Genomic DNA, 26413 nt, shown 5'->3' on the forward strand with positions numbered 1-26413 from the left:
CGGTGGGGGAACCGAGGCCCTCCACTTGTAGGTAACACCTACCGCGCGCTCCGCGCGCGAAGGGCGCGCTGCGCGCGGTTGTGTGTGGGGGTTAGTCCCGGCCGCTGGTGCCGCCCTGCGGGCGCACGAGGATTACCACTCGGTCGTCGCTCGACACCGGTGCGCCGCCGGCTTCCTTGTTGACCGTGCCCGCGAGAGCTGTCCGGTCGTCCAAAGCCAGCATCGGGCCGAGCCGGCCGAAGCCGTCCTCCCCAGTCAGCGTCGCTTCCGGTTTGCCGGTGAAGCTGCCGTCCTGGTTCATCGGCAAGGTCAGAGTTCCCGGGGTCTTTGCGGTGGTCAGCCAGACCGCGTCGGACAGGGAGGAGCAGCCGGTCACGCCCGGCTTGTCCGGCCACGACCAGGCTGGGTTCGTCAAGGGCTTGCCGGCTTCGACCCGGTAAAGAACGTCTGCCGACTGGGTCCAGTCGGTTACCCAAGTCTTGGTGCCGTCCAGGGATACGCACAGGCCGCCGGGCGAGCGCAGGCCCGACGCCAGCACGCGGGAGCCCTGGGTCGGGTTGCCGGGGGCGGGTTGGCCGGAGAGGTCGATGCGGAGGACCTTGCCGGCCAGGGAGTTCGGGTCTGTGGCGGCGGCTGGGTTGCCCGCGTCGCCCGTCGCGACCAGGAGGGCGCCGGTGCGGTCGTGGGCCAGGGTGCCTCGGTTGCCTGTCGGACCCTTTGGGATGCCGGTGAGTACTGGCTTCGGGACGTCGCCGGGGGCGATTCGGAGTACGCGGTTGTCGGTGGCGGTTGTCGCGTAGACGTAGATCAGTTGGTCTTCGGCGTACGTGGGGGACAGGGTCAGGCCGGTCAGGCCGCCGTCCGACGACGCGTCCACCTCGAAGGTGTGCACTACGACCGGGTCCACGTCCTTGGTCACCCGGAGGAGGCGGCCGGTGCTGCGTTCGGTGGCCAGGGCGGTTACCGCGCCGGTGGTTTCGTTCACGTCCGCCAAGGCCACGCCGGACACGGGGGACAGGCACGTGCCGACCACGGCAGGGTGGAAGTCCTTGCAACCCTGCGGCGGGGGGACCGGTGCGGGTTGTTGGCCGCCTGGCTGTTGGCCCTGGCCGGGGCCCTTGGGCAGTTCGCCCGGGAGTTCCGGGCGGGGGCCTGCTTGGGGGGTGAGCTGGGGGGCGGCGCTCCAGCCGGCGGGTGCCGGCTGCTCGGGGAAGCTCGCGCAGCCGACGGCCAGCAGGCCGACGGCGGACCCGATGAGCACCGCACGCAGTCGAGACACGACGTCCAGGCTAGGCGCGCGGCCGTGAACGTGAGGTGAGCAGGTCCTGGAGGGCGTCCTCCACGCCCGCCACGCGGTCCAGCAGCAGCTCCAACTCCGCGACCACGACGTCCGGGTTCTCCAGCGGCAGGAAGTGGGTGTTGGGCAGCATCCGCACCCTGGCCTGCGGCAGGCCCGCGACCGGGCCGAGCAGGCTGTCCGGGGACGCCAACCAGTCGTACCGGCCGGCCAAGACGGTCGTGGGGCACGTCACACCGGTCAGGTCCTGGCGGGACGTGCGGCCCAGCGCCAGCGCGAGGGTGAAGTACCAACCCCAGTCGTGCCCGAGGAACCGGCGCAGCGACGCCACCAACGGCGACGGCAGGTCCGGCACGGGCACGCGGTGCAGCACGGCGTCCAGCAGCGGGCCGGCGAGGCGCAGCGCCGTCGCCGATGAGACGCCCAGCAGCCGGCGCACATCCTCGGGAACGCCGGGCAGGCCCAGCACGCTCGCGAACGGGTCGCCCGCCGCGCCCGCGACCAGCATCAGGCCGGACACGCGTTCGGGGTGCCGCAACGCCAGCTCCGCCGCGACCGTCACGCCCATCGACCAGCCCACCACGACGCACCGCTCGACGTGCGCGTCGTCCAGCACGGCCAGCGCGTCGGCCACGTGGTCGTCGACAGAGATGCGCGCGGGGTCGTCGGGGCGGGCCGAACCGAGCATCCCGCGGTGGTACCAGCCGGACACGCGTGCATCGGGCAGCTCGGGCCAGGCCGTCGGCACGGCGCCGAGGCCTGGGCTCAGGAGCACGTCCGGGCCGTCGGTGCCGGTGCGCCAGACCCTGATCCGCGTGCCGTCCGCGGAGAAGACGTCGTGCTCCCGCATGGCGGCCAGTGTGCCGTAACGTGCGGTGCCGTGACATTCACCGTTCTGGTGCCCGACGACCTCGGTGTCCGCGTCCTGTCCGACGTGGAGGGTGTGCGGGCGGTCAAGTACGAGGTGGGCGCGCCCCTGCCGCCCGAGGCCGCGCACGCCGAGGTGCTGGTGCCGAAGTTCCTCCAGAGCACCGATCCGTCCGAGTTCTTCGCGCAGCTGCCCAAGCTGCGGCTGGTGCAGCTGCTGTCGGCCGGCGCGGAGCGGTTCATCGGGACCGTGCCCGACGGTGTGATGTTGTCCACGTGCCGCGGTGCGCACGGCGGTTCCACGGCGGAGTGGGCGATCGGGGCGCTGCTCGCGATCTACCGGGACTTCCCGGTGTTCGAGCGGGCGCGGCAGGAGCGCCGGTGGGACTACCACGTCACGGAGACGTTGCAGGACAAGCGGGTCCTCGTGGTCGGCGCGGGTGACCTGGGCGAGCAGTTCCGGCGGCGGCTGCTGCCGTTCGACGCGTCGGCGACCCTGGTCGGGCGGAGCGCGCGCGACGGCGTGCACGGGATGGACGAGCTGCCCGACCTGCTGCCCGACCACGACGCCGTGCTGGTCGTGGTGCCGCTGACCGACGAGACGACGGGGATGGTGGACGCCGGGTTCCTGGCCCGCATGAAGGACGGGGCGATCCTGGTCAACGCGGCCCGCGGCCCGGTGGTCGACACCGACGCCCTGGTGGCCGAACTCGCCTCGGGCCGGCTGCGCGCCGCCCTGGACGTCACCGAACCGGAACCGCTGCCCTCGGACCATCCACTGTGGACCGTCCCGGGCCTGTTCCTCACCCCGCACGTGGCCGGGTCGTGCACCGGGCACGCGGAGCGGGCGTACGCGGTGGTGGCGTCGGAGGTGGCCCGGTTCGTCCGCGGCGAGGAACCGCGGAACCTCGTCCGGGGCACCTACTAGGCGATCACATTACTCCATTTGGGTGAGTCTTGGCGGCGGATCGGACGCTCGCGGTCGTGGTCCGAACCTCCTAACGTGCGGGTTCGTGGCTACCCACGACGACCGCTCGAAGGCTTCGGGTTCGAGCGGCTACTCCGACGACGGTTTCTACTCGACCTCGACGTCCTCGACATCGAGCGGGGGAGCGCACCACTTCGACGCCGGCACGCAGACGTTCGGGAGGGACACGACGGCGTTCACCGCACCCAGCGCGTTCGACAAGGACACCAACACCTTCGACACCTCCGGCTTCACCCCGGTCACCGACTACGACCCGCCCGCCACCTCGCACTTCGACGAGGAGGACGAGCGCAAGCCGTTCGGCTGGTCGGGCAGCGCCGACCTGGGCCTGCTGGTGCTGCGCCTGGCGCTGGGCGGCGCGTTCGTCGCGCACGGCCTCCAGAAGGTGTTCGGGCTGTTCGGCGGCCCGGGCATCGACGGTTTCACGAGATTCCTGGAGAGCTCGGGCTACCGCGAGGCGCGCATCCTCGCCTGGGTCACCGGGATCACCGAGCTGGCCGGCGGCGGCCTGCTGGTCCTGGGCCTGTTCACCCCGCTGGCGGCGGCGGGCGTGCTCGGCGTGCTGGCCAACGCCATCGCCCTCAAGTACCGCGGCGGCTACTTCGCGCCCAACGGCATCGAGCTGGAGGCCGCCCTGGCCGCGATGTCCTTCGCCGTGCTGTTCGCGGGTCCGGGGCGCGCGGCCTTCGACTACAACCGCAGCTGGTTCCGCCACCCGTTGCTGTCGGGCTTCCTGTGCCTGCTCCTGGCGGCGGGCGCCACGGCGGCGACCCTCTACGTCTTCCGCTGACCCGACGCGCGAACGGCCCGTCCCCCGCGGGACGGGCCGTTCGCGCGAGCAGTCCTACCGGTTCACGTCCCGAACAGCGCCCATCGACGCGTCGGTCGCCATCCGGGCGTAGGCGCGCAGGGCCGAGGTCACCGGCCGCTCTCGGTCGACCGGCTGCCACGGGCGCTCCGAGGCCTCCATCTTGGCCCGCCGCTCCGCCAGCACCTCGTCGGGCACCAGCAGCTCCAGCCGCCGCTCGTGCACGTCGATCAGGATCCGGTCGCCGTCCTCGACCAGGCCGATCACGCCGCCGCCCGCCGCCTCCGGCGAGACGTGGCCGATGGACAGGCCGGACGTGCCGCCCGAGAAGCGGCCGTCGGTGATCAGGGCGCACTTCTTGCCCAGGCCCGCGCCCTTGAGGAACGCGGTCGGGTGCAGCATCTCCTGCATCCCGGGACCGCCCGCCGGACCTTCGTAGCGCACGACGAGCACGTCACCGGGCTGGATCTCCTTGTTCAGGATCACCGACACGGCCTGCTCCTGCGACTCCACGACCCGCGCCGGCCCCTCGAAGTGCCACAGCTCCTCGTCGACGCCGGCCGCCTTGATGACCGCACCGCGCTCGGCCAGGTTGCCGTGCAGCACGGCCAGCCCGCCGTCCTTGGTGTACGCGTGCTCGACGTCCCGGATGCAGCCGCCGGCCGCGTCCGTGTCCAGCTTCGACCACCGGTTGCCCGTCGAGAACGCCTGCGTGGTCCGCACCCCGCCCGGAGCGGCGTGGAACAGCTCGACGGCCTCGGGCGACGGCGAGGAGGACCGGATGTCCCACGCCGTCAGCCAGGACGCCAGGTCCGGGCTGTGCACCGACCACACGTCCTCGCGCAGCAGCCCGCCCCGCCACAGCTCGCCCAGCAGGGCCGGGATGCCGCCCGCCCGGTGGACGTCCTCCATGTGGTAGTCCGAGTTCGGCGACACCTTCGACAGGCACGGCACCCGCCGGCTCAGCGCGTCGATGTCGGCCAGCGAGAAGTCGATCTCGCCTTCCCGCGCCGCGGCCAGGATGTGCAGCACCGTGTTGGTCGAGCCGCCCATCGCCATGTCCAGCGCCATCGCGTTCTCGAACGCCGCCCGGGACGCGATCGAGCGCGGCAGGACCGACTCGTCGTCCTCGCCGTAGTACCGCTTGCACAGCTCCACGACCGTGCGGCCGGCCCGCGAGAACAGCTCGCGCCGGGCCTCGTGCGTGGCCAATGTCGAGCCGTTGCCGGGCAGGGCCAGGCCCAGCGCCTCGGTGAGGCAGTTCATGGAGTTCGCGGTGAACATGCCCGAGCAGGACCCGCACGTCGGGCACGCCGAGCGCTCGACCACCGCCAGGCCCTCGTCGTCCACCTGCGGGGACGCCGACGCCGAGATCGCCGTGATCAGGTCGGTCGGCGCGACGGCCACACCGTCCACCACGACCGCCTTGCCGGCCTCCATCGGACCGCCGGAGACGAACACGACCGGGATGTTGAGCCGCATGGCTGCGTTGAGCATGCCCGGGGTGATCTTGTCGCAGTTGGAGATGCACACGATCGCGTCGGCCTGGTGCGCGTTGACCATGTACTCGACCGAGTCGGCGATGATCTCGCGCGACGGCAGCGAGTACAGCATCCCGCTGTGCCCCATCGCGATGCCGTCGTCCACCGCGATGGTGTGGAACTCGCGCGGCACGCCGCCCGCTTCGCGCACCGCCTCCGCCACGATGTCGCCGAGGTCGCGGAGGTGCACGTGACCCGGCACGAACTGCGTGTAGGAGTTGGCGATGGCCACGATCGGCTTGCCGAAATCGGAGTCGGTCATGCCGGTCGCGCGCCACAGCGCGCGAGCGCCCGCGGCGTTGCGGCCGTGGGTCGTGGTGCGGGAACGGAGCGGTGGCAAGGCTCCTCCAAGGAGAAAAACCCGGGAAAGGTGTCCGAAGCGATCCAGTGCGGGGGGTGGGCACCGGGCGTGACGGGGAGCGGTGGATCAGAGGTTACTCCGCCGCAACGCGTCCACGAGCAGCACGCCGGCCAGCGCGAGCGTGACGACGTGCACAGCGGTGCACCACAGGCAGATCTTGCCGATCAGCAGGAACTCGGCCGCGACCAGGTAGACCACGAACAGCACGCCCACGGCCACCGACCCCAGCCGCACCCAGTGCAGCCGCCGGTCCCGCCACGCGAACGGCAGGCACAGCACCGTCACGAACACGAAGAACGCCAGGCCCAGGACGGCCACCGGCACGCCCAGCAGCTCCGACTGCTCACTGGTGGTGACCGTCCCGCAGTCCACGACCTCGCCCTCGGCGCACAGCAGCGTCCCGGCGGCGAAGTGGGCGACGGTCAGGTACGCGGAGACGGCGAGCCCGGCCAGCGCCAGCGCCAGGCTGACCCCGGGCACCCAGCGGGTCTGCGTGGTGGAAGTCACTCCGATGACTCTACGGAGCCGGGTGTCGCTTCCGGGTCAGGCACGCGGCCACCGCTGACCGACGAGAGCGCGGACAGGTGCATGGCGCGCACGGCGGGCAGCCGGACCTGCGAGTCGTCCTTCAGCACCGCGCTCAGCCAGCCCTTCGGCACGACCTTGATGGCCTTCACGTCGTCCCACGCGACGACCCGCTTGCCGAACGTGCTGCGTGCCACGAGCTGCGACGAGTCCACCGTGGTCCGGTTGCGCACGATCCACACCGCGTACCCGACCGGCACCGCGTAGAGGGCCTGGAGACCGGGCACCGTCCAGGCGACCGGGGTCACGCAGATGGCGATCGTGAGGCACGCCAGGAGCGCGGGCGAGGGGATCCGGAACACGAGCTTGTCCACGTCACGAGATGCTGCCACCGTGCCACCGGACGGGTGACTCCGACCCTCGTTCACGCACGGACAGGCGCCCACCATCCGGGAGTGCCGTCCCGCACAGTTGACGCCCCTCGCGGTTCACGGTTAACGTCACCGGCATGCAGCGCAACCTCGTTCTCGTACTTCCCAGGCGCGTCGACGCCTAGGCAGTAGCAGGCTGCGTCGACGCGCGACCCTCGTACGACCCGTCCAGATCGGGTTGGCGAGGGTTTTTTCGTGCCCGGACCGTGCATTCTCCACACCCACGAGGCAGAGAAGATGACCAGCGCAACCTCGCGACCGGCTCCCGGTGAGCCGCCGTCGCCCCGCCCTGGACCGCGGCCGAAACCGGCCCCGCCGAGCGGTGCCCCCGTCCGCGTGACCGGTGCCCAGTCCCTCGTCCGCTCGCTCGAAGCGGTCGGCTGCGAAGTGGTGTTCGGCATCCCCGGCGGCACGATCCTCCCTGCCTACGACCCGTTGCTCGACTCCACGAAGGTGCGCCACATCCTGGTGCGCCACGAGCAGGGCGCGGGCCACGCCGCGACCGGCTACGCGCAGGCCACCGGCAAGGTCGGCGTGTGCATGGCGACCTCCGGCCCCGGCGCGACGAACCTGGTCACGCCGCTGGCCGACGCCAACATGGACTCCGTCCCGGTGGTCGCCATCACCGGCCAGCAGAGCCGCGGCCTGATCGGCACCGACGCGTTCCAGGAAGCCGACATCTGCGGCATCACGATGCCGATCACCAAGCACAACTTCCTGGTCACCGACCCGGCCGAGATCCCGCGCGCCATCGCCGAGGCCTTCCACCTGGCCGCCACCGGCCGCCCCGGCCCGGTCCTGGTGGACATCCCCAAGGACGTCCTCCAGGAGATGACGTCGTTCTCCTGGCCGCCGGAGCTGCGCCTGCCCGGCTACCGGCCGACCACCCGGCCGCACGGCAAGCAGGTCCGCGAGGCCGCCAAGCTCATCGCCGCGGCCAAGCGCCCGGTGCTGTACGTGGGCGGCGGCGTCATCAAGGCCGAGGCGTCGGCCGAGCTGATGCGCCTGGCCGAGGAGACCAAGATCCCGGTCGTCACCACGCTCATGGCGCGCGGCGCGTTCCCCGACTCGCACCCGCAGCACCTGGGCATGCCCGGCATGCACGGCACGGTCGCGGCCGTCGCCGCCATGCAGAAGTCGGACCTGCTGGTCGCCCTGGGCGCCCGGTTCGACGACCGGGTCACCGGCCAGCTGTCCACCTTCGCGCCGGACGCGCAGGTCGTGCACGCCGACATCGACCCGGCCGAGATCTCCAAGAACCGCCGCGCGGACGTCCCGATCGTGGGCGACTGCAAGGAGATCATCGCCGAGCTGATCGACGCCGTCCGCACCGAGAAGGAGAACTCGAAGCGGACCGTCGACCTCGCGCCGTGGTGGGAGCAGCTGGACGCGCTGCGCGGCACGTTCCCGCTGGGCTACGACTGGCCGGAGGACGGCACGCTGTCCCCGCAGTACGTGATCGAGCGGATCGGCGCGCTGACCCCGGCGGACACCCTGTTCACCGCGGGCGTCGGGCAGCACCAGATGTGGGCGGCGCAGTTCGTCAAGTACGAGTCGCCGCGCACCTGGATCAACTCCGGCGGCCTGGGCACGATGGGCTACGCGGTGCCCGCGGCGATGGGCGCGAAGGCGGGCGTCCCGGACGTCCAGGTGTGGGCGATCGACGGCGACGGCTGCTTCCAGATGACCAACCAGGAGCTGGCCACCTGCGCCATCGAGGGCATCCCGATCAAGGTCGCCGTCATCAACAACGGCAACCTGGGCATGGTCCGCCAGTGGCAGACCCTGTTCTACGGCGAGCGCTACTCCAACACCGACCTGGGCACCCACAAGCACCGCATCCCCGACTTCGTGCTGCTGGCCGAGGCGCTGGGCTGCGCCGGGCTGCGCGCGGAGTCCAAGGAGGAGGTGGACGCCGTGATCGCGCAGGCGATGGAGATCAACGACCGCCCGGTGGTCATCGACTTCGTCGTCGGCAAGGACGCGCAGGTGTGGCCGATGGTCGCGGCGGGCACCGGCAACAGCGAGATCATGGCCGCGCGGGGCATCCGCCCGCTGTTCGACGAGGACGAGTGACGATGCCGCGCCGACCGAACCGACACGACGAGGAAGCACGATGACGAGGCACACCCTGAGCGTTCTGGTCGAGGACAAGCCCGGTGTCCTCGCGCGGGTGGCGGGGCTGTTCTCCCGCCGCGGCTTCAACATCGAGTCGCTCGCCGTGGGGCGCACCGAGCACCCCGAGATCTCCCGGATGACCATCGTGGTCTCCGTGGACGAGCTGCCCCTGGAGCAGGTCACCAAGCAGCTCAACAAGCTCATCAACGTCATCAAGATCGTGGAGCTGGAGCCGACCGCGTCGGTGCAGCGCCAGCTCCTGCTCGTGAAGGTGCGCGCCGACGCCACCGTCCGCAGCCAGGTCCTGGAGACGGTGCAGTTGTTCCGCGCGAAGGTCGTCGACGTGTCACCCGAAGCGGTGACGGTCGAGGCGACCGGCACGTCCGAGAAGCTCGACGCGTTGCTGCGGATGCTGGAGCCCTACGGGCTGCGTGAGATCGTCCAGTCCGGCATGGTCGCCATCGGCCGTGGCGCCCGATCCATCACCGCGACCGCGGTGCGCTGAATGTCATTGACCCACGAAGGGAAGTACCACCAGTGAGCGTCGAGATCTTCTACGACGACGATGCCGACCTGAGCATCATCCAGGGGCGCAAGGTCGCGGTCATCGGCTACGGCAGCCAGGGTCACGCCCACGCGCTGAGCCTGCGCGACTCCGGTGTCGACGTGCGGATCGGTCTCCGCGAGGGCTCGAAGTCCGCGGCCAAGGCGGAGGAGGAGGGCCTGCGGGTCCTGTCCAACGCCGACGCGGCGGCCGAGGCCGACGTGATCATGGTCCTGGCGCCGGACACCGCGCAGCGGCACATCTACGCCCAGGACATCGCGCCCAACCTCAAGGACGGCGACGCGCTGTTCTTCGGGCACGGCTTCAACATCCGCTACGGCCTGATCGAGGCCCCGTCCAACGTGGACGTGGCGATGGTCGCGCCGAAGGGTCCCGGCCACCTGGTGCGCCGCCAGTTCGTGGACGGCAAGGGCGTGCCCGCGCTGATCGCGGTCGAGCAGGACGCGTCCGGCACCGCGCAGGCGCTGGCCCTGTCCTACGCCAAGGCCATCGGCGGCACCCGCGCGGGCGTCATCAAGACCACGTTCAAGGAGGAGACCGAGACCGACCTGTTCGGTGAGCAGGCGGTGCTCTGCGGCGGCGCGTCGGCGCTGGTGCAGGCGGGCTTCGAGGTGCTGACCGAGGCGGGCTACGCCCCCGAGGTGGCCTACTTCGAGTGCCTCCACGAGCTGAAGCTGATCGTCGACCTCATGTACGAGGGCGGCATCGCCCGCATGCGCTACTCCATCTCCGACACCGCCGAGTACGGCGACCTCACCCGCGGCCCGCGCGTCATCACGCCGTCGGTCAAGGAGGAGATGCGCAAGATCCTGGGCGAGATCCAGGACGGCACCTTCGCCACCGAGTGGGTCGGCGAGGACGACGCCGGCCGCGGCAACTACAAGAAGTTGCAGCAGGAAGGCGAGCAGCACCCGATCGAGGAGGTCGGCAAGAAGCTGCGCGGCCTGATGTCCTGGGTCGACCGGCCGATCACCGAAACGGCCTGACCCCAAGCCATTCCCCCACGGAGCCCGCGGTGTTCTCACACACCGCGGGCTCCGGTATACCTAGGCCGCATGAGCGACAGCGCGCCGATCTACGACGACAAGGCCCACGTGCGGGGCAACCTGGACCTGTCCGGCGCGACCTGGCTCCGCAGCGACGAAGGCGCGGAGGACGAGGAAGAACACGTCGAGATCGCGTTCGTCGAACACACCGACGGCGTGACGTACACGGCGATGCGCAACTCCGCCCACCCCGAGGGTCCGGTCCTGGTGTTCACGCCGGCGGAGTGGGAGGCGTTCATCCTGGGTGTGAAGGACGGCGAGTTCGACGAACCCTGGTGACCCCGGTTCGCCGCATCGTCGCCCAACCGTTCCTGCTGGAAGCCGACGTCGAGGGGCGACTGAGTCCGCAGGGGTCGGGCCGCTACCGGTCGAGGTCGGCGCGAACCGCTGACGCGTGGCAACCGGTGATCGTTCCCCCGAGGACATTCGTCCAAGACCGGAAGTCGGCGGTCCCCGCAGGACCTCGTACCGCGCCTTCAGGATGTCGTTGCGCCGCAACACCGCGTACATCGCGGAGCGCGGCGTGCCCGATCGTCTCGCCGCCCTCGACGTCCCGGTGCTGGTGGTCTTCGGTGCCGCCGACCCCCGTTGGGACCCGTCGTCGGCGCACCAGTACGAGGTGGTGCCGAACGCGCGGATCGAGCTGCTGCCCGGGGTCGGGCACATCCCGATGCTCGAAGCACCCGAGACGACCAGCGAACTGCTGCTGGGCTGGACCTCGCGGCAACGGGTCGCCGGCACCCCGCCCGTGGCCCCCGATGCCTAGGCCGGTCACGAGGGGTTGTCGAGCCCCGGTGGTGGTCGGTCCTGTTCGTCGCCCTTGCGGGCCCTGCGCCGCCGCCACCACGCCTCGGCGGCGTTGAGCAGCAGGACTCCGCCGAGGATGCCCACGGCGGAGGGCAGCCATCGGACCCGTTCGTGGAACAGGACGGCGACCGCCACCAGTGAGCCGTAGACCACGAGCAGGACCGCGTAGAACACCGCCCGCTGTCGGGGTGTCACTTCTCCGGGCACCAGCCGACCCCCTCGGCCTCGCGACGACACTGCCGCCGGAGTACCCCGTTGTAGAACGCTCGTACCGGAAACCAGCAGGTGAGACAGGGCACCCGGGTTCACGGAACCCGACCCCCGCTGACTATGCTCGTTAACAACCCGGACACATTGCCGTGGCCGGCCGGCGCGGGTCTCGGCTCGCTGGATACGGCCCCGCGCTCCCCACCCGCCTTGCACACCACCGGGAGCACGTCCGTGACCAAGCCCGTTGTCCTGATCGCCGAGAAGCTCGCCCCCTCCGTGCTCGACGTGTTCGGCGACGGTCTCGAAGTGCGCCACGTCGACGGCACCGACCGCCCGGCGCTGCTGGCCGCCGTGGCCGACGCCGACGCGCTGCTGGTCCGCTCCGCCACGAAGGTGGACCGCGAGGTGTTCGAGGCGACCACGAAGCTCAAGGTCGTCGCCCGCGCGGGCGTGGGCCTGGACAACGTCGAGGTGCCGGTGGCCACCGAGCGCGGCGTGATGGTGGTCAACGCGCCGACCTCCAACATCGTCAGCGCCGCCGAGCACGCCGTGGCCCTGCTGCTGGCCACCGCCCGCCAGGTCCCGGCCGCCCACGCCACCCTCCAGAACCACGAGTGGAAGCGCAGCAAGTTCAACGGCGTCGAGGTCCACGGCAAGACCGTCGGCGTGGTCGGCCTGGGCAAGATCGGGCAGCTGTTCGCCGCGCGCCTGGCCGCGTTCGGCACCACGCTCATCGCCTACGACCCGTACGTGAGCGCGCAGCGCGCCGCGCAGCTGGGCATCGAGCTGGTCTCGCTGGAAGAGCTGCTGGAGCGCTCGGACTTCATCTCCATCCACCTGCCCAAGACGCCGGAGACCAAGGGCCTCATCGGCGCCGAGCAGCTCGCGAAGGCCAAGCGGGGCGTGATCATCGTCAACGCCGCGCGCGGCGGGCTGGTCGACGAGCAGGCGCTGGCCGACGCGGTGCGCGACGGCCAGGTCGGCGGCGCGGGCATCGACGTGTTCAGCACCGAGCCGACCACCGAGTCGCCGCTGTTCGGCCTGGAGAACGTCGTGGTCACCCCGCACCTGGGCGCGTCCACCACGGAGGCGCAGGACCGGGCGGGCACGGACGTGGCCAAGTCGGTGCTGCTGGCCCTCCAGGGCGAGTTCGTGCCGGACGCGGTGAACGTGCAGGGCGGCGGCGTGGTCGGCGAGGAGGTCCGCCCGTACCTGCCGCTGGTGCAGAAGCTGGGCACGGTCGTGTCGGCGCTCAGCGCCAAGGCCCCGACCAGCGTCACCATCGAGGTGCGCGGCGAGCTGTCCAACGAGGACGTCGCGGTGCTGCCGCTGGCCGCGCTGCGCGGCGTGTTCTCCAGCGTGGTCGAGGAGCAGGTCACCTTCGTCAACGCGCCGAGCCTCGCGGCCTCGCTGGGCGTGACGGTGGACCTGGTCAAGGAGCCGGAGAGCGCCAACCACCGCAGCCTGGTGACGGTGCGCGCGGTGCACGCCGACGGTTCCACCACCACGGTGTCGGGCACGCTCACCGGCCTGGACCAGGTGGAGAAGCTGGTCGGCATCAACGGTCGCAGCTTCGACCTGCGCGCCGAGGGCAACGTGCTGCTGCTGGAGTACCCGGACCGGCCGGGCGTGATGGGCACCGTCGGCACCCTGCTCGGCGAGGCGGGCGTGAACGTCGAGGCGGCCCAGATCAGCCAGACCAAGGACGGCGCGGACGCGTTCATGCTGCTGCGCGTCGACCGCCCGGTCGACACCGCCGTGCTGGACCCGATCGGCGCCGCCGTGGGCGCCCGCACGGTGCGCGCGGTCGACTTCGAGTGACGATCGGTGGATGATCGCCGCCGGGACCTGTTCGAGGTATATCGCCGCAGGTCCCGGCGGCGTCACAGTTCACCGTTGATTGTCAAATCTGTGGTTGTCGTCACTCGTTCGGACTAGTCGATCAGTCGACCGGACCGATTAGGTTCCCCCCACGAGGTTGACCCGGTGCCGTAGAGGGCACGGCACCACGCGGGCGGCTGCCCCCTACCGGACGTGGCTGCGCTGCCTGCCGGGTCGTATCCGACCTCATTGGGGCACGTTGTGAGCCGATCTCGCGTTGTCGCCAGATCCGCCGCACCGGTGCTGGCCGCGATCCTCCTCGCGGCTTCCACCGGTTCGGCCCTGGCCGCGGCAGATCAGCCGGCCGAGTCCGTCGCACCCGCGCACGGGCTGGACGCCGGCAAGTTGCAGTTGAAGGTGGGCAAGCGGCTGTCGGCCGCGCAGGGCAAGGTCACCGCGTTCGTCGAGCTGGAGGCCAAGCCCGCCGTCGACACGTACGCGGAGAAGACCAGCCAGGGCGCGTCGAAGCAGCAGGCCAAGGACGCCGCCAAGGCCACAAAGGACGACACCGGTCGCAAGACCGACGCGGTCGTCGGCGACCTGAAGGCCAAGGACTCCGGCACCAAGGAGCTGTACCGCACCTCGAACGGCGTGCCGGGCGTGGTCGTCACCGCCGACGCCGACAAGGTGCGCGAGCTGGCGCAGCGCGCGGACGTGAAGTCCGTCCGCACGGTGGTGCCGAAGTCGCGCCAGAACTCCAGCGCCGTGCAGCTGACCAACACGCTCAAGGAGTGGCAGCAGTACGGCAAGCTCGGCGACGACGTCCGCGTCGGCATCATCGACACGGGCATCGACTACACCCACGCCGACTTCGCGGGTCCGGGCACGATCGAGGCCTTCCAGGCCATCGACGAGACCAAGGTGGACCCGAGCTACTTCCCGACCGCCAAGGTCGTCGGCGGCTACGACTTCGTGGGCAACGCCTACGACGGCGCCAGCACCGACCCGGCGGTCAACACGCCCAAGCCGGACCCGAACCCGATCGACTGCAACAGCCACGGCACGCACGTGGCCGGCACGGCGGCGGGCTTCGGCGTCAACGCCGACGGCACCACCTTCACGGGCGACTACACCAAGCTCACGCCCGAGGCGCTCGACGCGATGCGCATCGGCCCCGGCACCGCGCCGAAGGCCCTGCTGTACGCGCTGAAGGTGTTCGGCTGCGACGGTTCGACCAACGTCACCGCGCAGGCCCTGGACTGGGCGCTCGACCCCGACGGCGACGGCGACTTCAGCGACCACCTCGACGTGGTCAACCTGTCGCTGGGCTCGGACTACGGCGCCCCGGACGACCCGGACAGCCTGTTCGTCCGCAAGCTCAACGCCTCCGGCGTCGTGACCGTGTTCTCCGCGGGCAACGGCGGCGACCTGTACGACATCGGCGGCTCGCCGGGCAGCACCCCCGAGGCGCTGACCGTGGCCAGCACGCGCGACGCGTACGTGCTGCGCGACGCGGCCGAGGTCGTCGCGCCGACGCCGGGCCGCCAGGCCGGCCAGTACAGCCAGAACTTCAACTACGAGGGCAAGTCGGTCACCGGCGCGGTCGTGCCGTTGAGCGACCCGGGCAACAAGGACGGCTGCCTCCCGCTGTCGGCTGCCGACAAGGCCGCCGTCGCGGGCAAGATCGCCTGGCTGGAGTGGGACGACAACGACGCCAGCCGCCGTTGCGGCTCCGGTGGCCGGTCGAACAACGTGACCGCCGCGGGCGCGATCGGCGCGGTGTTCTCCTCCACCCTGGAGCACTTCAGCGCGGGCATCGCGGGCAACGCGGCCATCCCGGTCCTCCAGTTCACCGGGTCGGCGACCAACGCCCTGCGCCCCGCGGTCCAGGCCGGCACGCTGACCGTCCGCCTCGCGGGCGACCTGCGCACCGTGCTGCCGACCTACGACCAGTCGATCACCGACACGCCCAGCTCGTTCACCTCGCGCGGCGTGCGCGGCCCGGTCGTCAAGCCCGACGTGGCGGCCCCCGGTGACAGCATCGCCTCGGCCCTGGTCGGCTCCGGCAACAAGACCCTGGTGATCAGCGGCACCTCGATGGCCGCACCGCACACCACGGGCATCGCGGCGCTGGTCCGCCAGGCGCACCCGGACTGGACCCCGGAAGAGGTCAAGGCCGCGGTCATGAACAGCGCGTCCGCGGACGTGAAGGCGGACGGCGAGACCTACGCGCCCAACCGCGTCGGCTCCGGCCGCATCGACGGCAAGGCGGCCCTGGAGAACCAGGTGCTGGCCTACGTCCAGGACGACCCGGGCGCGGTGTCCGCGTCGTTCGGCACGGTCGAGGTGACCGGGCCGGTGTCGCTGACCAAGACCATCAAGGTGGTCAACAAGTCGACCAAGTGGGTCGACTACACCGTCGACTACCAGGCCCTGACCACGATCCCGGGCGTGCGGTACGAGCTGTCGCAGAAGACCGTCAAGCTCAGCCCGCGCGGCATCGCCCGCGTCCAGGTCACCCTGAAGATCGACAAGCCGGGCGACCTGCGCAAGACGGTCGACCCGACGATCGAGGCCACCCACCTCGACGTGCCGCGCCAGTTCCTGGCCGACGCGTCCGGCCGGGTCGTGTTCACGCCGAAGAGCGGCAGCACGGTCCCGCTGCGGGTGCCGGTGTACTCGGCGCCGAAGCCGGCCGCCGACATCAGCACCGCGGACCGCCTCACCTTCCGCGGCCCGCAGGCGGTGCTGAACCTGACCGGTCGCGGTGTGAACCAGGGCGCGTACCAGTCGCTGGTCAGCGTGCTGGAGTTGCAGCAGACCTCGCCGAAGCTGCGCGAGTGCCGCCGGTCGGTGACGACCAACTGCACGCTCAACGACACCGCCAAGGGCGGCGACCTGCGGTACGTGGGCGTCACGTCCACCGCGCCGCTGGCCAAGCAGCAGGGCACCCCGGAGAACGCGCTGCTCGCGTTCGGCATCGCCACCTGGGGCAACTGGTACAACCTGGGCAACAACACCATCCCGTTCGTCGACATCGACACCACGGGTGACGGCAAGGCGGACTACGAGGTCTACGCGAACAAGCTGACCGACACCGACCTGCTGGTCGCGGTCACGGTGGACCTCGCCACCGGTCAGACCGTCGACATCCAGGGCGTGAACGGCCAGTTCGGCGACGTGGACACCAACGTGTTCGACACCAACGTCGTGGTCCTGCCGGTGCTGCTGTCGGCGCTGGGCATCGACGCGAACGCCGACACCTCTCGTATCTCATATACGACCGGGGTGGCGGGCTTCTACCTCGCGCCGGGCACGACCAACGGCCTGGTCGACTCGATCGACACGCCTGCCTCGTTCGACCCGCTCAAGCCGGGCCTGTGGGTGCAGGGCGGCGGCGACGCCGCGCTGTCCTACCGGGCGCGGCCGGGCACGGCGCTCGTGGTCAACCGCGACGCCGACGCGCTGGCGGCCGACGGCTCCGACAGCCTGCTCGTCCTGCACCACCACAACGCCACCGGTGACAAGGTGGACGTGGTGAAGACGCGGGTCCGGACCTCGACCCGGGCGGAGTGAGAGTAGGAACACGGGTTTAGCCCACTCTGGCCGGTCGGGACTGCTCCCGACCGGCCAGAGCCGTTTAAGACCATCGGGTGACGGCCGATCGGGGGCGCTGAACCGTTCGGGTGTCCCGCAGTACGGGAGAAACGGCCACAGAAGGGTGTTCCGAGTGCGGCGAACGGGGTGTCGACCGGTAGCCTTTCGCAAAGGAAACTAGTCCCGCGCAATGGGACTGATACCTGGGAGGTGTGTGGATGCGGCTCGCAGTGATCCCAGGAGACGGGATCGGGCCCGAGGTCGTCGCCGAGGCCCTGAAGGTGCTCGGTGAGGTCGTTCCAGCGGCTGAGATCACCCGCTACGACCTCGGCGCGGCGCGCTGGCACGCCACAGGTGAGCTGTTGCCGGAGTCGGTGCTCGGTGAACTCCGCCAGCACGACGCGATCCTGCTCGGCGCCGTGGGCGACCCGTCGGTCCCCAGTGGCATCCTGGAGCGCGGCCTCCTGCTCCGGCTGAGGTTCGAACTCGACCACCACGTGAACCTGCGCCCGGCCCGGCTCTACCCCGGCGTGCGCAGCCCGATCGCCGACCCGCCGGAGATCGACATGGTGGTGGTGCGCGAGGGCACGGAGGGCCTGTACGCCGGCAACGGCGGCCTCCTGCGCAAGGACACCCCGCACGAGATCGCCACCGAGGTGTCCATCAACACCTCGTTCGGCGTCGAGCGGGTGGTCCGGGACGCGTTCGCCCGCGCGGCGAACCGGCCGCGCAAGCACCTGACGCTGGTGCACAAGACCAACGTGCTCACGCACGCCGGGTCGTTGTGGTCGCGCGTGGTGGAGGAGGTCTCGCTCCAGCACCCGGACGTGACCGTGGCCTACCAGCACGTGGACGCGGCCACGATCCACCTGGTCACGGACCCGGCCCGGTACGACGTGATCGTGACGGACAACCTGTTCGGCGACATCCTGACCGACCTGGCGGCGGCGGTCACCGGTGGCATCGGGCTCGCGGCGAGCGGCAACCTCGACGTGACGCGGCGCAACCCGAGCATGTTCGAGCCGGTCCACGGCAGCGCGCCGGACATCGCGGGCCAGGGCATCGCCGACCCGACGGCGGCGGTCCTCAGCGTGGCCCTGATGCTCGACCACCTCGGCGAACACGAGGCGGCCCGCCGCATCGAGGCGTCGGTGGCCTTCGACCTGGCCACCCGCGACCACTCGTCACCGGGTGCCACCTACGCGGTCGGCGACCGCTTGGCGGCCCTGGTGAGCAGCAACGCCCGCGCCGGCGCCTGAGTTCTTCACCAGAGAAGGCCGTCCCGCTTTTCGGCGGGGCGGCCTTCTCGCATCCCAGTGCACCGACCGCGCTTCAGCGCACGACCACCGCCAGCACCGCCAGGGCCAGCAGCCCGACGTTGAGCGCGATTCGTCGGTCCCCGCCGGTCAGGTGAACCGGGATGGCGGCGACTTGCAGCAGCACGAACCCCACCGCGGCGGCGAGCGCGAGCCACGGCGCGACCCCGGTCAGCGGCGGCAGGACCAGTCCGAGCGCGCCGAGCACTTCGAGCAGCCCGATGGTGCGGACGGCGGGCATGGGCAGGCGGTCCACCCAGGCCATCATCGGCCGGAGCTGGTCGCGGGTGCGGACGACTTTCAGCGTGCCCGCGTAGAGGTAGAAGAGGGCGAGCAGGCTCGCGACGATCCAGTAGGTCACGTGTTCAGTGCACTGGACCAGCAGTCCAGCGGTCCAAGACCCTTTCCGGTGTCCCGATACCGCTTGGGTATCGTGGCTGCGTGGAGCTGCGCGCACTGCGCTATTTCGTAGCCGTCGCCGAGGAACTCCACTTCGGCCGAGCCGCCGCACGCCTGCACATGAGCCAACCGCCGCTGAGCCGTGCGATCCAACGCTTGGAGAAGGACGTCGGCGCTCCGCTGTTCGACCGTTCACCCACCGGCGTCACCCTGACTTCGGTAGGTGCCGTCCTCCTGCACGAGGCCCGCACCCTGCTAGACCAGGCCGACCGGGTGCGGGTCCGGGTAGCGGCGGCGGCCGGCGCGTCGAGCCTGACGATCGGCATCCTGGGCGACAGCACCGACCTGGGCACCACAAGACTGGCTGCGTCATACCGCCGAAAACACCCGAACATCGCCATCCACGTCCGCGACACCGACCTGGCCGACCCAACCTGCGGCCTGCGTGCGGGTTCGGTGGACATCGCCCTGACCCGAGCCCCGTTCACGGAGACCGCACTGGCCGTGCACGAGCTACGCGCCGACCCGGTAGGCGCGGTCCTACGCTCCGACGACCCCTTGTCCGCCCGCGACCACTTGACCCTCGCGGACCTAGCCGACCGCCCTTGGTTCCGCTTCCCGGACGGAACCGACCCCGTGTGGCAGTCGTACTGGAACGGCGGCGTCCCCCGAACCGGCCCGGTGGTGCGAGTGGTCCAGGAATGCCTGCAAGCCGTGCTGTGGAACGGAACCGTTGGCCTCGCCCCCCTCGGCCACGACCTCCCGACGACCTTGGCGGTGGTCCCGGTAACCGACATGCCCCCAAGCCGCGTCGTGGTCGCCTGGAACAAACACGACCCCAACCCCCTGATCCACTCCTTCGTCCAACTAGCCACCGCGGCTTACCGCCACCCCCAGCGCAGGTGACCGCCGCGCGGTCGGATCGCGCGGACGGGGTTGCGTGGGGACGGGGTTGTGCGGACGGGGTTGTGCGGACGGGGTTGTGCGGGCACGGGGTCGCGCGGGACGGATCGCGCGGACGGGGTTGTGCGGGGACGGAGTTGTGCGGGACGGGATTGCGCGGGGACGGGGTCGCGCGGGGACCGGGTTGCGCGGGACGGATCGCGGGGGCGGGGTCGCGCGGGACGGGCCGCGCGCATGGGTTGCGCGGGCGGGCCGCTGTGGGCGCGCGTGGGCGCGCGGCGGCGGGCCAGTCGCCTGGCGCGGGCGGGCTTGGGCGCGAGCGTGCGAGGCGCGGATGGCGCGGGGCGTGCGGTGCGGGGCGTGCGGTGCGGGGGTGCCGGGATGCGGCGGCGCGTGGGGGCTGCGGCGTGGGATGCGAGATGTGTGCGGCGGGCCGGGCGCACGACGGGCGGGCATGCGGCGGGCTGGCGTACAGCGGGCGTGGGCGGGCGTGCGGCGGGCGGTCGGGCGTACAGCGGGCCGGGCGTACAGCGGGCCGGGCGTACAGCGGGCCGGGCGTGCGGCGGGTGGGCTTGCGGTGGGCCGGGCGTGCGGCGGGCGGGCGGGCCTATAGCGGGCCGGGGCGTGCGGTGGGCTGGGATTGCAGCGGGGCTGGGGCTGGGGGCGTGTGGGTGGTGGTGGTGTCGGTTCGGTGGTCGTTGGGGCCGGCCGCGCGTTCCTTCTAATCACGGGACGCGCGAGTCGGGGTTTGGTGCCCGATCCTGCATGTCACACGATCGGGTGGTGAGCTGAGCTGGGCAAACAGGTTCTGGTCGTGCAGTCGGGACGCTACCCCGACCCGCCACCGCCGGCACCTCCCTCAACCACCGGTGTGGACAACACGTAGGGTCGGGGCCAGCCACCTGTCGGGGGAAGTCCGGTCGAAGTCCGGCGCTGACCCGCAACGGTAGGTCCCCGCGAGGGGGCGAGCCCGATCACCCGTAGGCGGCGGTAGTGCTCCTAGTCCTGCCGTGGTCTGCGGGAACGGATGCGTGGGCCGGTTCCCGGCTGCGTTCCGCACGGCCACCTGTCCGGAAGGTGACCGGTGACGTCGAGGCTCTGCGCAGGGCTGTGCGCGGTGTTGGGGTTGTCCGTCTTGTTCGGCGTGGCGCTCGGGCCGGTTTCCGTTCCCTTCGGGCAAGTGCTCCACCTCCTCAACCAGGGCATCACCGGGGGCACGATCAGCCTTCAGGAAGCCGGTCAGTACCGGATCGTCTGGGACATCCGCCTGCCGCGCGTGCTGCTGGCCGCCGTGGTCGGTGCGGGACTGGCCGTGGTCGGGGTGGCGGTTCAGGCGATGGTGCGCAACGCACTTGCCGACCCGTACGTGCTCGGCATCTCCAGCGGCGCGAGCGTGGGGGCCACGGCCGTCGCCACCACCGGACTGTTCGCCTCGCTCGGCGTCTACGCCCTCTCCACGGCGGCCTTCCTCTCCGCGCTCGCCGCGATGGCGCTGGTCTACCTGGCCGCCCGCAAGAACGGCCTCACCCCGCTCCGCCTGGTCCTCACCGGAACGGCGATGGCGTACGGCTTCAGCGCCGTCGCGATGCTGCTGGTCTTCCAGTCACCCCGCGGCGAAGCGGCGCGCGCGGCGATGTTCTGGCTGTTGGGCAGTCTCGGCGGGGTCACGTGGACGTCCCTCCCGGTCGCCGCCGCCACGGTCGTCCTCGGGGTCCTCTACCTCCAGACGCAGGCCAAGCGCCTCAACGCGATGTCGATGGGCGACGAGACCGCGACGACCCTCGGCGTGGACGTCACCCGGCTGCGCAAAGCCCTGTTCCTGGTCACCGCCGCGATGACCGGCGTGCTGGTCGCGGTGAGCGGGGCGGTGGGGTTCGTCGGGCTGATGTTGCCGCACCTGGTGCGCCTGGTCGTCGGCGCGGACCACCGCAAGGTGCTCGCCGTCGCACCCCTCGCGGGCGCGTGCTTCCTGATCTGGGTGGACGTCGCCGCTCGCCTGCTCGCCGCGCCGGAAGAACTTCCGCTGGGCGTCATCACGGCCGCGCTCGGCGTGCCCTGCTTCGTGTTCCTCATGCGCGGTCGCGGCTACGTCTTCGGGGGACGCTGATGGACGTCCAAGTCGAGAACCTCACCGTGGACCGCATCCTCCACGACGTCACGCTCACCGTCGGCACCGGCGAGGTGCACGGCATCGTCGGACCCAACGGCAGCGGCAAGTCCACGACCCTGCGGTGCGTGTACCGCGCCCTGAAACCGAACAAAGGCGTGGTCAAGCTCGACGGCGAACCGCTGGACCGCCTGCCGGTCAAGGAATCCGCGAAGGCCCTCGCCGCCCTCACCCAGGACAGCCACGTCGAGTTCGACTTCACGGTCACCGAGGTGGTCGCGATGGGCCGCCTGCCGCACCAGACCGCTTTCGACCGGGAATCCGCGCGGGACAGGGACATCTGCGCCGAGGCACTGTCCAGGGTGGACGCCGGCCACCTCGCCCACCGCAGCTTCCTGAGCCTGTCCGGCGGCGAGCGTCAACGCGTGCTGATCGCCAGGGCGCTGGCGCAGCAACCGAAGGTGCTCGTGCTGGACGAGCCCACCAACCACCCCGACATCGGCCACCAGCTCTCCGTCCTGCGCCTGGTGCGCTCCCTCGGGACCACGGTCCTCACCGTTCTGCACGACCTCAACCTCGCCGCCGCGCACTGCGACCGCCTGCACGTGCTGCACGGGGGACGCGTCCACGTCACCGGCACACCACGGGAAGTGCTCACCCCCGAGGTGTTGCGCGAGGTCTTCCAGGTCCACGCCCACGTCGTCCCGCACCCCACCAGCGGGGTGCCGCAACTGCTGTTCGAACACCCGGAGGTCGGTTCGTGAGAAGGCTCGTCGTGTTGGCCGCACTGCTCGTCACGGGCTGCGGCGCCACCGTCGCCGCACCGGAGGGAGGCGGCGCCGCGGTCACCGTGGAGAACTGCGGACAGCGGGTCACCTACGACCGGACCCCGGCCAAGGTGGTCACCAACGACACCGGCATCACCGAGCTGATGTTCGCGCTGGGCCTGGCCGACCGCATGGCGGGCTACGTCGTCGACGCGAACCACCAGGGCGACATCGACTCCTCGCCGTGGAAGGCCGACTACGCCAAGGTGCCCCGCCTGGCCGAGGAGATCAGCAAGGAGGTCGTCCAGGGCGCGGGCGCGGACCTCGTGTTCGCGGGCTGGAACTACGGCTTCTCGGAGAGCACCGGCTTCACCCCGGACGCACTCAAGTCACTCGGCGTCGCCACCTACCAGCTCACCGAAGCCTGCCGGAACGGCGTCGGCAAGCAACGCGGCATCATGCCGCCGCTGGAGGCCCTCTACACCGACCTCAAGAACCTCGGTGCCATCTTCCGCGTAGAGGACCGCGCCGACGCGCTCATCGCGCAGTACCGCAAGCAGGTCGCGAACGCGGAAAAACTGACCTCTGGAAAGCCACGGCCGAAGGTCTTCCTCTACGACAGCGGCCTGGACCAGCCTTTTACGGCCGGGAAGAACGCCGCGCCGCAGGACGTGATCGGGAAGGCGGGCGGTGACAACATCTTCGGCGACCTCGACGACAGCTGGACCACAGTCGGTTGGGAGGCCGTCGTCGCCCGCGCGCCGGACGTCATCGTGATCAACGACTACGCCGACGGCGACGCGGTCACGCCCGACCAGAAGCGCGCGTTCCTGGAGTCGTACGCGCCGCTAAGGGAAGTCCCGGCCATCAAGGACAAGCGCTTCTTCGTGCTGCCCTACGCGGCCCTCGTGGAGAGCCCGCGCAACCCTGCCGCCATCGAGGCCTTCGCCCGCTACCTGGCCGGCCTCGGCGCCTGAGACTCGGCCCCTGTTCAGAGTGTGGGAACACCCGTCCGTGGCTTGGTATGTCGCGGACGGGTGTGGCACTATCGCAGACGTGGCTCTCCACGCCGTGATCATTATTTCCCAGCGCGTCGGGTAAGTGCTTCCCCAGCACCCGACGCGCCGACCTCTCGCATCCTGCGGGGGGTCTTTTTGTTTTCTGAAGACTCGCATAGGAGACCCCCGGTGACCACGCTCGGCGATTCCTTCCACGTCTACGACACGACTCTGCGGGACGGTGCCCAGCGCGAGGGCATCTCCTACTCCGTCACGGACAAGCTGGCCGTGGCGCGCCTGCTGGACTCGCTGGGGGTCGGGTTCATCGAGGGCGGTTGGCCGGGCGCGCTGCCCAAGGACACCGAGTTCTTCGCCCGCGCCGCCGGCGGCGACCTCACGCTCAAGCACGCCCAGCTCGTGGCCTTCGGCTCCACCCGCAAGGCCGGGGTCAAGGTGGACGAAGACCCGCAGGTCAGGGCGTTGCTCGACTCGCAAGCCCCAGTGGTCACCCTCGTCGCCAAGTCCGACCGCCGCCACATCGAACGCGCCCTGCGCACCGACGTGGCCGAGAACTGCGCGATGGTCCGCGACACCGTCCGCTTCCTGGTCGACGAGGGCCGCCGCGTGTTCCTGGACGCCGAGCACTTCTTCGACGGCTTCGCGTTCGACCCGGACACGTCCCTGCGCGTGCTGGAGTCCGCTGTGGAGGGTGGCGCCGACGTCGTCGTCCTCTGCGACACCAACGGCGGCCAGCTCCCGCTGGGCCTGGCCGAGACCGTCGCCGACGTCATCGCCCGCACGGGCTTCCGCGTCGGCATCCACTGCCAGGACGACACGTCCTGCGCGGTGGCCAACACCGTCGCCGCGGTGCAGGCGGGGGCGACCCACGTCCAGTGCACCGCGAACGGCTACGGCGAGCGAGCGGGCAACGCGGACCTGTTCGCCGTCGTCGGGAACCTCGTGACCAAACTCGGCCTGCCGGTGCTACCGCACGAATCGCTGGCCGAGCTCACCCGCGTCTCCCATGCCCTTGCCGAGATCGCGAACATCGCACCCGACACCCACCAGGCCTACGTCGGGTCGTCGGCCTTCGCCCACAAGGCGGGCCTGCACGCGAGCGCGATCAAGGTGGACCCGGAGTTGTACAACCACATCGACCCGGACACCGTCGGCAACGACATGCGGGTGCTGGTCACCGAGATGGCGGGTCGGGCCAGTCTGGAGCTCAAGGGACGTGAGCTCGGGATCGACCTGACCCGCCGGCCCGATGCGCTGACCAACGTCGTGCGCACGGTGAAGGAGATGGAGGCCGGCGGCTGGTCCTTCGAGGCCGCCGACGCCTCCCTGGAGCTCCTGCTCAAGCGCGAGCTGTCCGAACTGGACGAGCCGCCGTTCACGCTGGAGTCCTACCGCGTCGTCCTCGACCACAGGCAGGACGGCGTCATCGTGTCCGAGGCCACGGTCAAGGTGCACGTGGCGGGGGAGCGGGTCATCGCCACCGCCGAGGGCAACGGCCCCGTGCACGCGCTGGACGCGGCCCTGCGCAAGGCGCTGCTGCCCCACCTGTCCTGGTTGGACACCGTGGAGCTGAACGACTACAAGGTGCGCATCCTGACCGACCAACACGGCACCGACGCCGTCACCCGCGTGCTCGTCGAGTCGACCGACGGCGAGCGCGAGTGGACCACCGTGGGCGTGCACGGGAACATCGTCGAGGCCAGCTGGCTCGCCCTGTGTGACGCTCTGGTGCACAAGGCCAGCCGAGTGTGACCCCCGGCCATCCGGTTAGGGTGATCGGCGTGCGCATTGCCCGAATCGCCCAGCCGGATGGCCTCGCTTTCGCCGCGATCGAAGGCGAAGGCGACGACCTGACCGCCGCAGAGATCGCCGACGAGCCCTTCGCCAACCCCACCTTCACCGGCCGCCGCTGGCCCTTGGCCGACGTCCGCCTGCTGGCGCCGTTCCTGCCCCCCAAGATCGTGTGCGTAGGCCGCAACTACGCCGACCACGCCGCCGAACTGGGCAACGAGGTCCCCGCGGAGCCCTTGATCTTCCTCAAGCCCAACACCGCCGTGATCGGGCCAAACGCGGAGATCAAGCTGCCCGCGGTCTCCGAACGGGTGGACTTCGAGGGCGAACTGGCAGTGGTGATCGGCGTCGGCGGCAGGGACATCCCGGCCTCACGAGCCCGCCAGTCCATCCTCGGCTACACGATCGCCAACGACGTCACGGCCCGAGACCTCCAGAAGTCCGACGGCCAGTGGACCCGAGCCAAGGGCTTCGACACCTTCTGCCCCCTGGGCCCGTGGGTGGAAACGGACTTCGACCCGACCGACGTGGCCATCAAGACGGAGGTGGACGGCACCCTGAAGCAGGACGCACGAACCTCGCAACTGGTGCACGACATCCCAGCCCTGATCGAATACATCTCCTCCGTGATGACCTTGCGCCCCCTGGACATCATCCTGACCGGCACCCCGGCCGGCGTGGGCCCGATCACGGCGGGCCAGTCGGTCTCGGTCACGATCGAGGGCCTGGGCACCTTGACCAACCCGGTATCCAACCGCTGACACAGCCTCGGGCGGCCCCACCCAAGAGGCCGCCCGAGCCACACCCCCAACCCGCCCCACTTCTCGCGCTCGCCGCGCCCCCTTCGCACCCCGCTCGACTCGCTGCGCCCCTCCGCTCGGCGTCTCGAGCTCGCGCCGCGGCCTCCTCGCGCCCCGCCGCCCCCGCGCTCGCCGCCCGCGCTTCGCGCCCCACCACTCGGCTTGTCGCGCTCGCCACCCAGCCCCTCGGCGCTCGTCGCCCCCGCTCTTCGCGCCCGCAGGGCGTCCGAAGTAGCTAGCGCAGCAGACCGCTCTCCTGGGCTTCTTCCGTCATCCCCGTATGGCCTGCCCGAAGGGCTACCACGCTTTTGGTCGGGTGCAGCCGAAATTTT

At 70.9% G+C, this 26413-nt stretch carries 23 protein-coding genes; 16 read left to right on the forward strand and 7 right to left on the reverse strand.

What is annotated here, in order from left to right; genetic code table 11:
- Window positions 1–91: 91 nt before the first annotated feature.
- Both WBN91_RS30975 and WBN91_RS30980 read right to left on the reverse strand, forming a co-directional pair.
- Window positions 92–1279 (reverse strand): PQQ-dependent sugar dehydrogenase, encoded by a 1188-nt coding sequence (locus WBN91_RS30975; protein WP_337726909.1) that lies wholly within the window; start codon window positions 1277–1279, stop codon window positions 92–94.
- Window positions 1280–1289: 10 nt separating this feature from the next.
- A complete protein-coding gene (locus WBN91_RS30980) occupies window positions 1290–2147 on the reverse strand; it encodes an alpha/beta fold hydrolase (protein ID WP_337726908.1) in 858 nt (285 codons plus the stop codon).
- A gap of 30 nt (window positions 2148–2177) precedes the next feature.
- On the opposite strand from WBN91_RS30980, the gene WBN91_RS30985 reads away from it, so the two are divergent.
- Window positions 2178–3092: a 2-hydroxyacid dehydrogenase gene (locus WBN91_RS30985; RefSeq protein WP_337726907.1), complete on the forward strand. Its 915-nt coding sequence runs from the start codon at window positions 2178–2180 to the stop codon at window positions 3090–3092.
- Between the two features lie 85 nt (window positions 3093–3177).
- The gene (locus WBN91_RS30990; protein WP_337729422.1) at window positions 3178–3942 is read left to right on the forward strand and encodes a DoxX family protein; all 765 of its coding nucleotides are present in this window, start codon (window positions 3178–3180) and stop codon (window positions 3940–3942) included.
- Between the two features lie 54 nt (window positions 3943–3996).
- Here WBN91_RS30990 and ilvD read toward each other — a convergent pair whose 3' ends face one another.
- The 3 genes from ilvD to WBN91_RS31005 all read right to left on the reverse strand — a co-directional run bounded on the left by ilvD (window position 3997) and on the right by WBN91_RS31005 (window position 6761).
- Window positions 3997–5841 carry a dihydroxy-acid dehydratase gene (gene ilvD / locus WBN91_RS30995; RefSeq protein WP_337726905.1) on the reverse strand — a complete coding sequence of 615 codons (1845 nt, stop codon included), beginning with the start codon at window positions 5839–5841 and terminating at the stop codon, window positions 3997–3999.
- Window positions 5842–5928: 87 nt separating this feature from the next.
- A complete protein-coding gene (locus tag WBN91_RS31000; protein ID WP_337726903.1) occupies window positions 5929–6369 on the reverse strand; it encodes a vitamin K epoxide reductase family protein in 441 nt (146 codons plus the stop codon).
- A complete protein-coding gene (locus WBN91_RS31005) occupies window positions 6366–6761 on the reverse strand; it encodes a PH domain-containing protein (RefSeq protein ID WP_337726902.1) in 396 nt (131 codons plus the stop codon). Before WBN91_RS31005 ends, WBN91_RS31000 begins: the two co-directional genes overlap by 4 nt.
- Before the next feature lie 294 nt (window positions 6762–7055).
- Here WBN91_RS31005 and WBN91_RS31010 point away from each other — a divergent pair, with 294 nt between their 5' ends.
- From WBN91_RS31010 to WBN91_RS31030, 5 genes are all read left to right on the forward strand, one after another.
- The gene (locus WBN91_RS31010; protein ID WP_337726901.1) at window positions 7056–8894 is read left to right on the forward strand and encodes an acetolactate synthase large subunit; all 1839 of its coding nucleotides are present in this window, start codon (window positions 7056–7058) and stop codon (window positions 8892–8894) included.
- 40 nt (window positions 8895–8934) lie between these two features.
- On the forward strand, window positions 8935–9441 hold the full coding sequence (gene ilvN / locus WBN91_RS31015; protein WP_121226290.1) for an acetolactate synthase small subunit: 507 nt from the start codon (window positions 8935–8937) through the stop codon (window positions 9439–9441).
- Between the two features lie 32 nt (window positions 9442–9473).
- Window positions 9474–10487: a ketol-acid reductoisomerase gene (gene ilvC / locus WBN91_RS31020; protein WP_337726900.1), complete on the forward strand. Its 1014-nt coding sequence runs from the start codon at window positions 9474–9476 to the stop codon at window positions 10485–10487.
- A 69-nt stretch (window positions 10488–10556) separates the two neighbouring features.
- A complete protein-coding gene (locus tag WBN91_RS31025) occupies window positions 10557–10826 on the forward strand; it encodes a DUF397 domain-containing protein (protein WP_337726899.1) in 270 nt (89 codons plus the stop codon).
- Between the two features lie 115 nt (window positions 10827–10941).
- Window positions 10942–11313, forward strand: a complete 372-nt coding sequence (locus tag WBN91_RS31030; protein ID WP_337726897.1) for an alpha/beta fold hydrolase — start codon at window positions 10942–10944, stop codon at window positions 11311–11313.
- Window positions 11314–11318: 5 nt separating this feature from the next.
- On the opposite strand, the gene WBN91_RS31035 is transcribed toward WBN91_RS31030, so the two are convergent.
- Window positions 11319–11561 carry a hypothetical protein gene (locus WBN91_RS31035; protein WP_337726896.1) on the reverse strand — a complete coding sequence of 81 codons (243 nt, stop codon included), beginning with the start codon at window positions 11559–11561 and terminating at the stop codon, window positions 11319–11321.
- A gap of 234 nt (window positions 11562–11795) precedes the next feature.
- Here WBN91_RS31035 and serA point away from each other — a divergent pair, with 234 nt between their 5' ends.
- From serA to WBN91_RS31050, 3 genes are all read left to right on the forward strand, one after another.
- Window positions 11796–13385 (forward strand): phosphoglycerate dehydrogenase, encoded by a 1590-nt coding sequence (gene serA, locus WBN91_RS31040; protein ID WP_337726895.1) that lies wholly within the window; start codon window positions 11796–11798, stop codon window positions 13383–13385.
- A 261-nt stretch (window positions 13386–13646) separates the two neighbouring features.
- Window positions 13647–16961: a S8 family serine peptidase gene (locus WBN91_RS31045; protein WP_337726894.1), complete on the forward strand. Its 3315-nt coding sequence runs from the start codon at window positions 13647–13649 to the stop codon at window positions 16959–16961.
- Window positions 16962–17200: 239 nt separating this feature from the next.
- Window positions 17201–18241 carry a 3-isopropylmalate dehydrogenase gene (locus WBN91_RS31050; protein ID WP_121226304.1) on the forward strand — a complete coding sequence of 347 codons (1041 nt, stop codon included), beginning with the start codon at window positions 17201–17203 and terminating at the stop codon, window positions 18239–18241.
- Between the two features lie 73 nt (window positions 18242–18314).
- On the opposite strand, the gene WBN91_RS31055 is transcribed toward WBN91_RS31050, so the two are convergent.
- Entirely contained in the window at window positions 18315–18659 is a 345-nt protein-coding gene (locus WBN91_RS31055; protein WP_337726893.1) for a DoxX family protein, read from the reverse strand.
- Between the two features lie 80 nt (window positions 18660–18739).
- Between WBN91_RS31055 and WBN91_RS31060 the strand changes: the two genes are divergently transcribed.
- The 6 genes from WBN91_RS31060 (at window position 18740) to WBN91_RS31085 (ending at window position 26042) form a co-directional block, all read left to right on the forward strand.
- Complete coding sequence (locus tag WBN91_RS31060) at window positions 18740–19603, forward strand: LysR substrate-binding domain-containing protein (RefSeq protein WP_337726892.1); 864 nt, start codon at window positions 18740–18742, stop codon at window positions 19601–19603.
- A gap of 1081 nt (window positions 19604–20684) precedes the next feature.
- A complete protein-coding gene (locus WBN91_RS31065) occupies window positions 20685–21707 on the forward strand; it encodes a FecCD family ABC transporter permease (protein WP_337726891.1) in 1023 nt (340 codons plus the stop codon).
- Complete coding sequence (locus WBN91_RS31070; RefSeq protein WP_337726890.1) at window positions 21707–22471, forward strand: heme ABC transporter ATP-binding protein; 765 nt, start codon at window positions 21707–21709, stop codon at window positions 22469–22471. The genes WBN91_RS31065 and WBN91_RS31070 overlap by 1 nt, the downstream gene beginning before the upstream one ends.
- Window positions 22468–23451, forward strand: a complete 984-nt coding sequence (locus WBN91_RS31075; RefSeq protein WP_337726889.1) for an ABC transporter substrate-binding protein — start codon at window positions 22468–22470, stop codon at window positions 23449–23451. The genes WBN91_RS31070 and WBN91_RS31075 overlap by 4 nt, the downstream gene beginning before the upstream one ends.
- 210 nt (window positions 23452–23661) lie before the next feature.
- The gene (gene cimA / locus WBN91_RS31080; RefSeq protein ID WP_337726888.1) at window positions 23662–25242 is read left to right on the forward strand and encodes a citramalate synthase; all 1581 of its coding nucleotides are present in this window, start codon (window positions 23662–23664) and stop codon (window positions 25240–25242) included.
- A gap of 29 nt (window positions 25243–25271) precedes the next feature.
- Window positions 25272–26042, forward strand: a complete 771-nt coding sequence (locus WBN91_RS31085) for a fumarylacetoacetate hydrolase family protein (RefSeq protein ID WP_337726887.1) — start codon at window positions 25272–25274, stop codon at window positions 26040–26042.
- The last annotated feature ends 371 nt before the right edge of the window (window positions 26043–26413 follow it).

Source organism: Saccharothrix sp. CCNWYY140 (genome assembly GCF_037401995.1).
GTDB lineage: Bacteria > Actinomycetota > Actinomycetes > Mycobacteriales > Pseudonocardiaceae > Actinosynnema.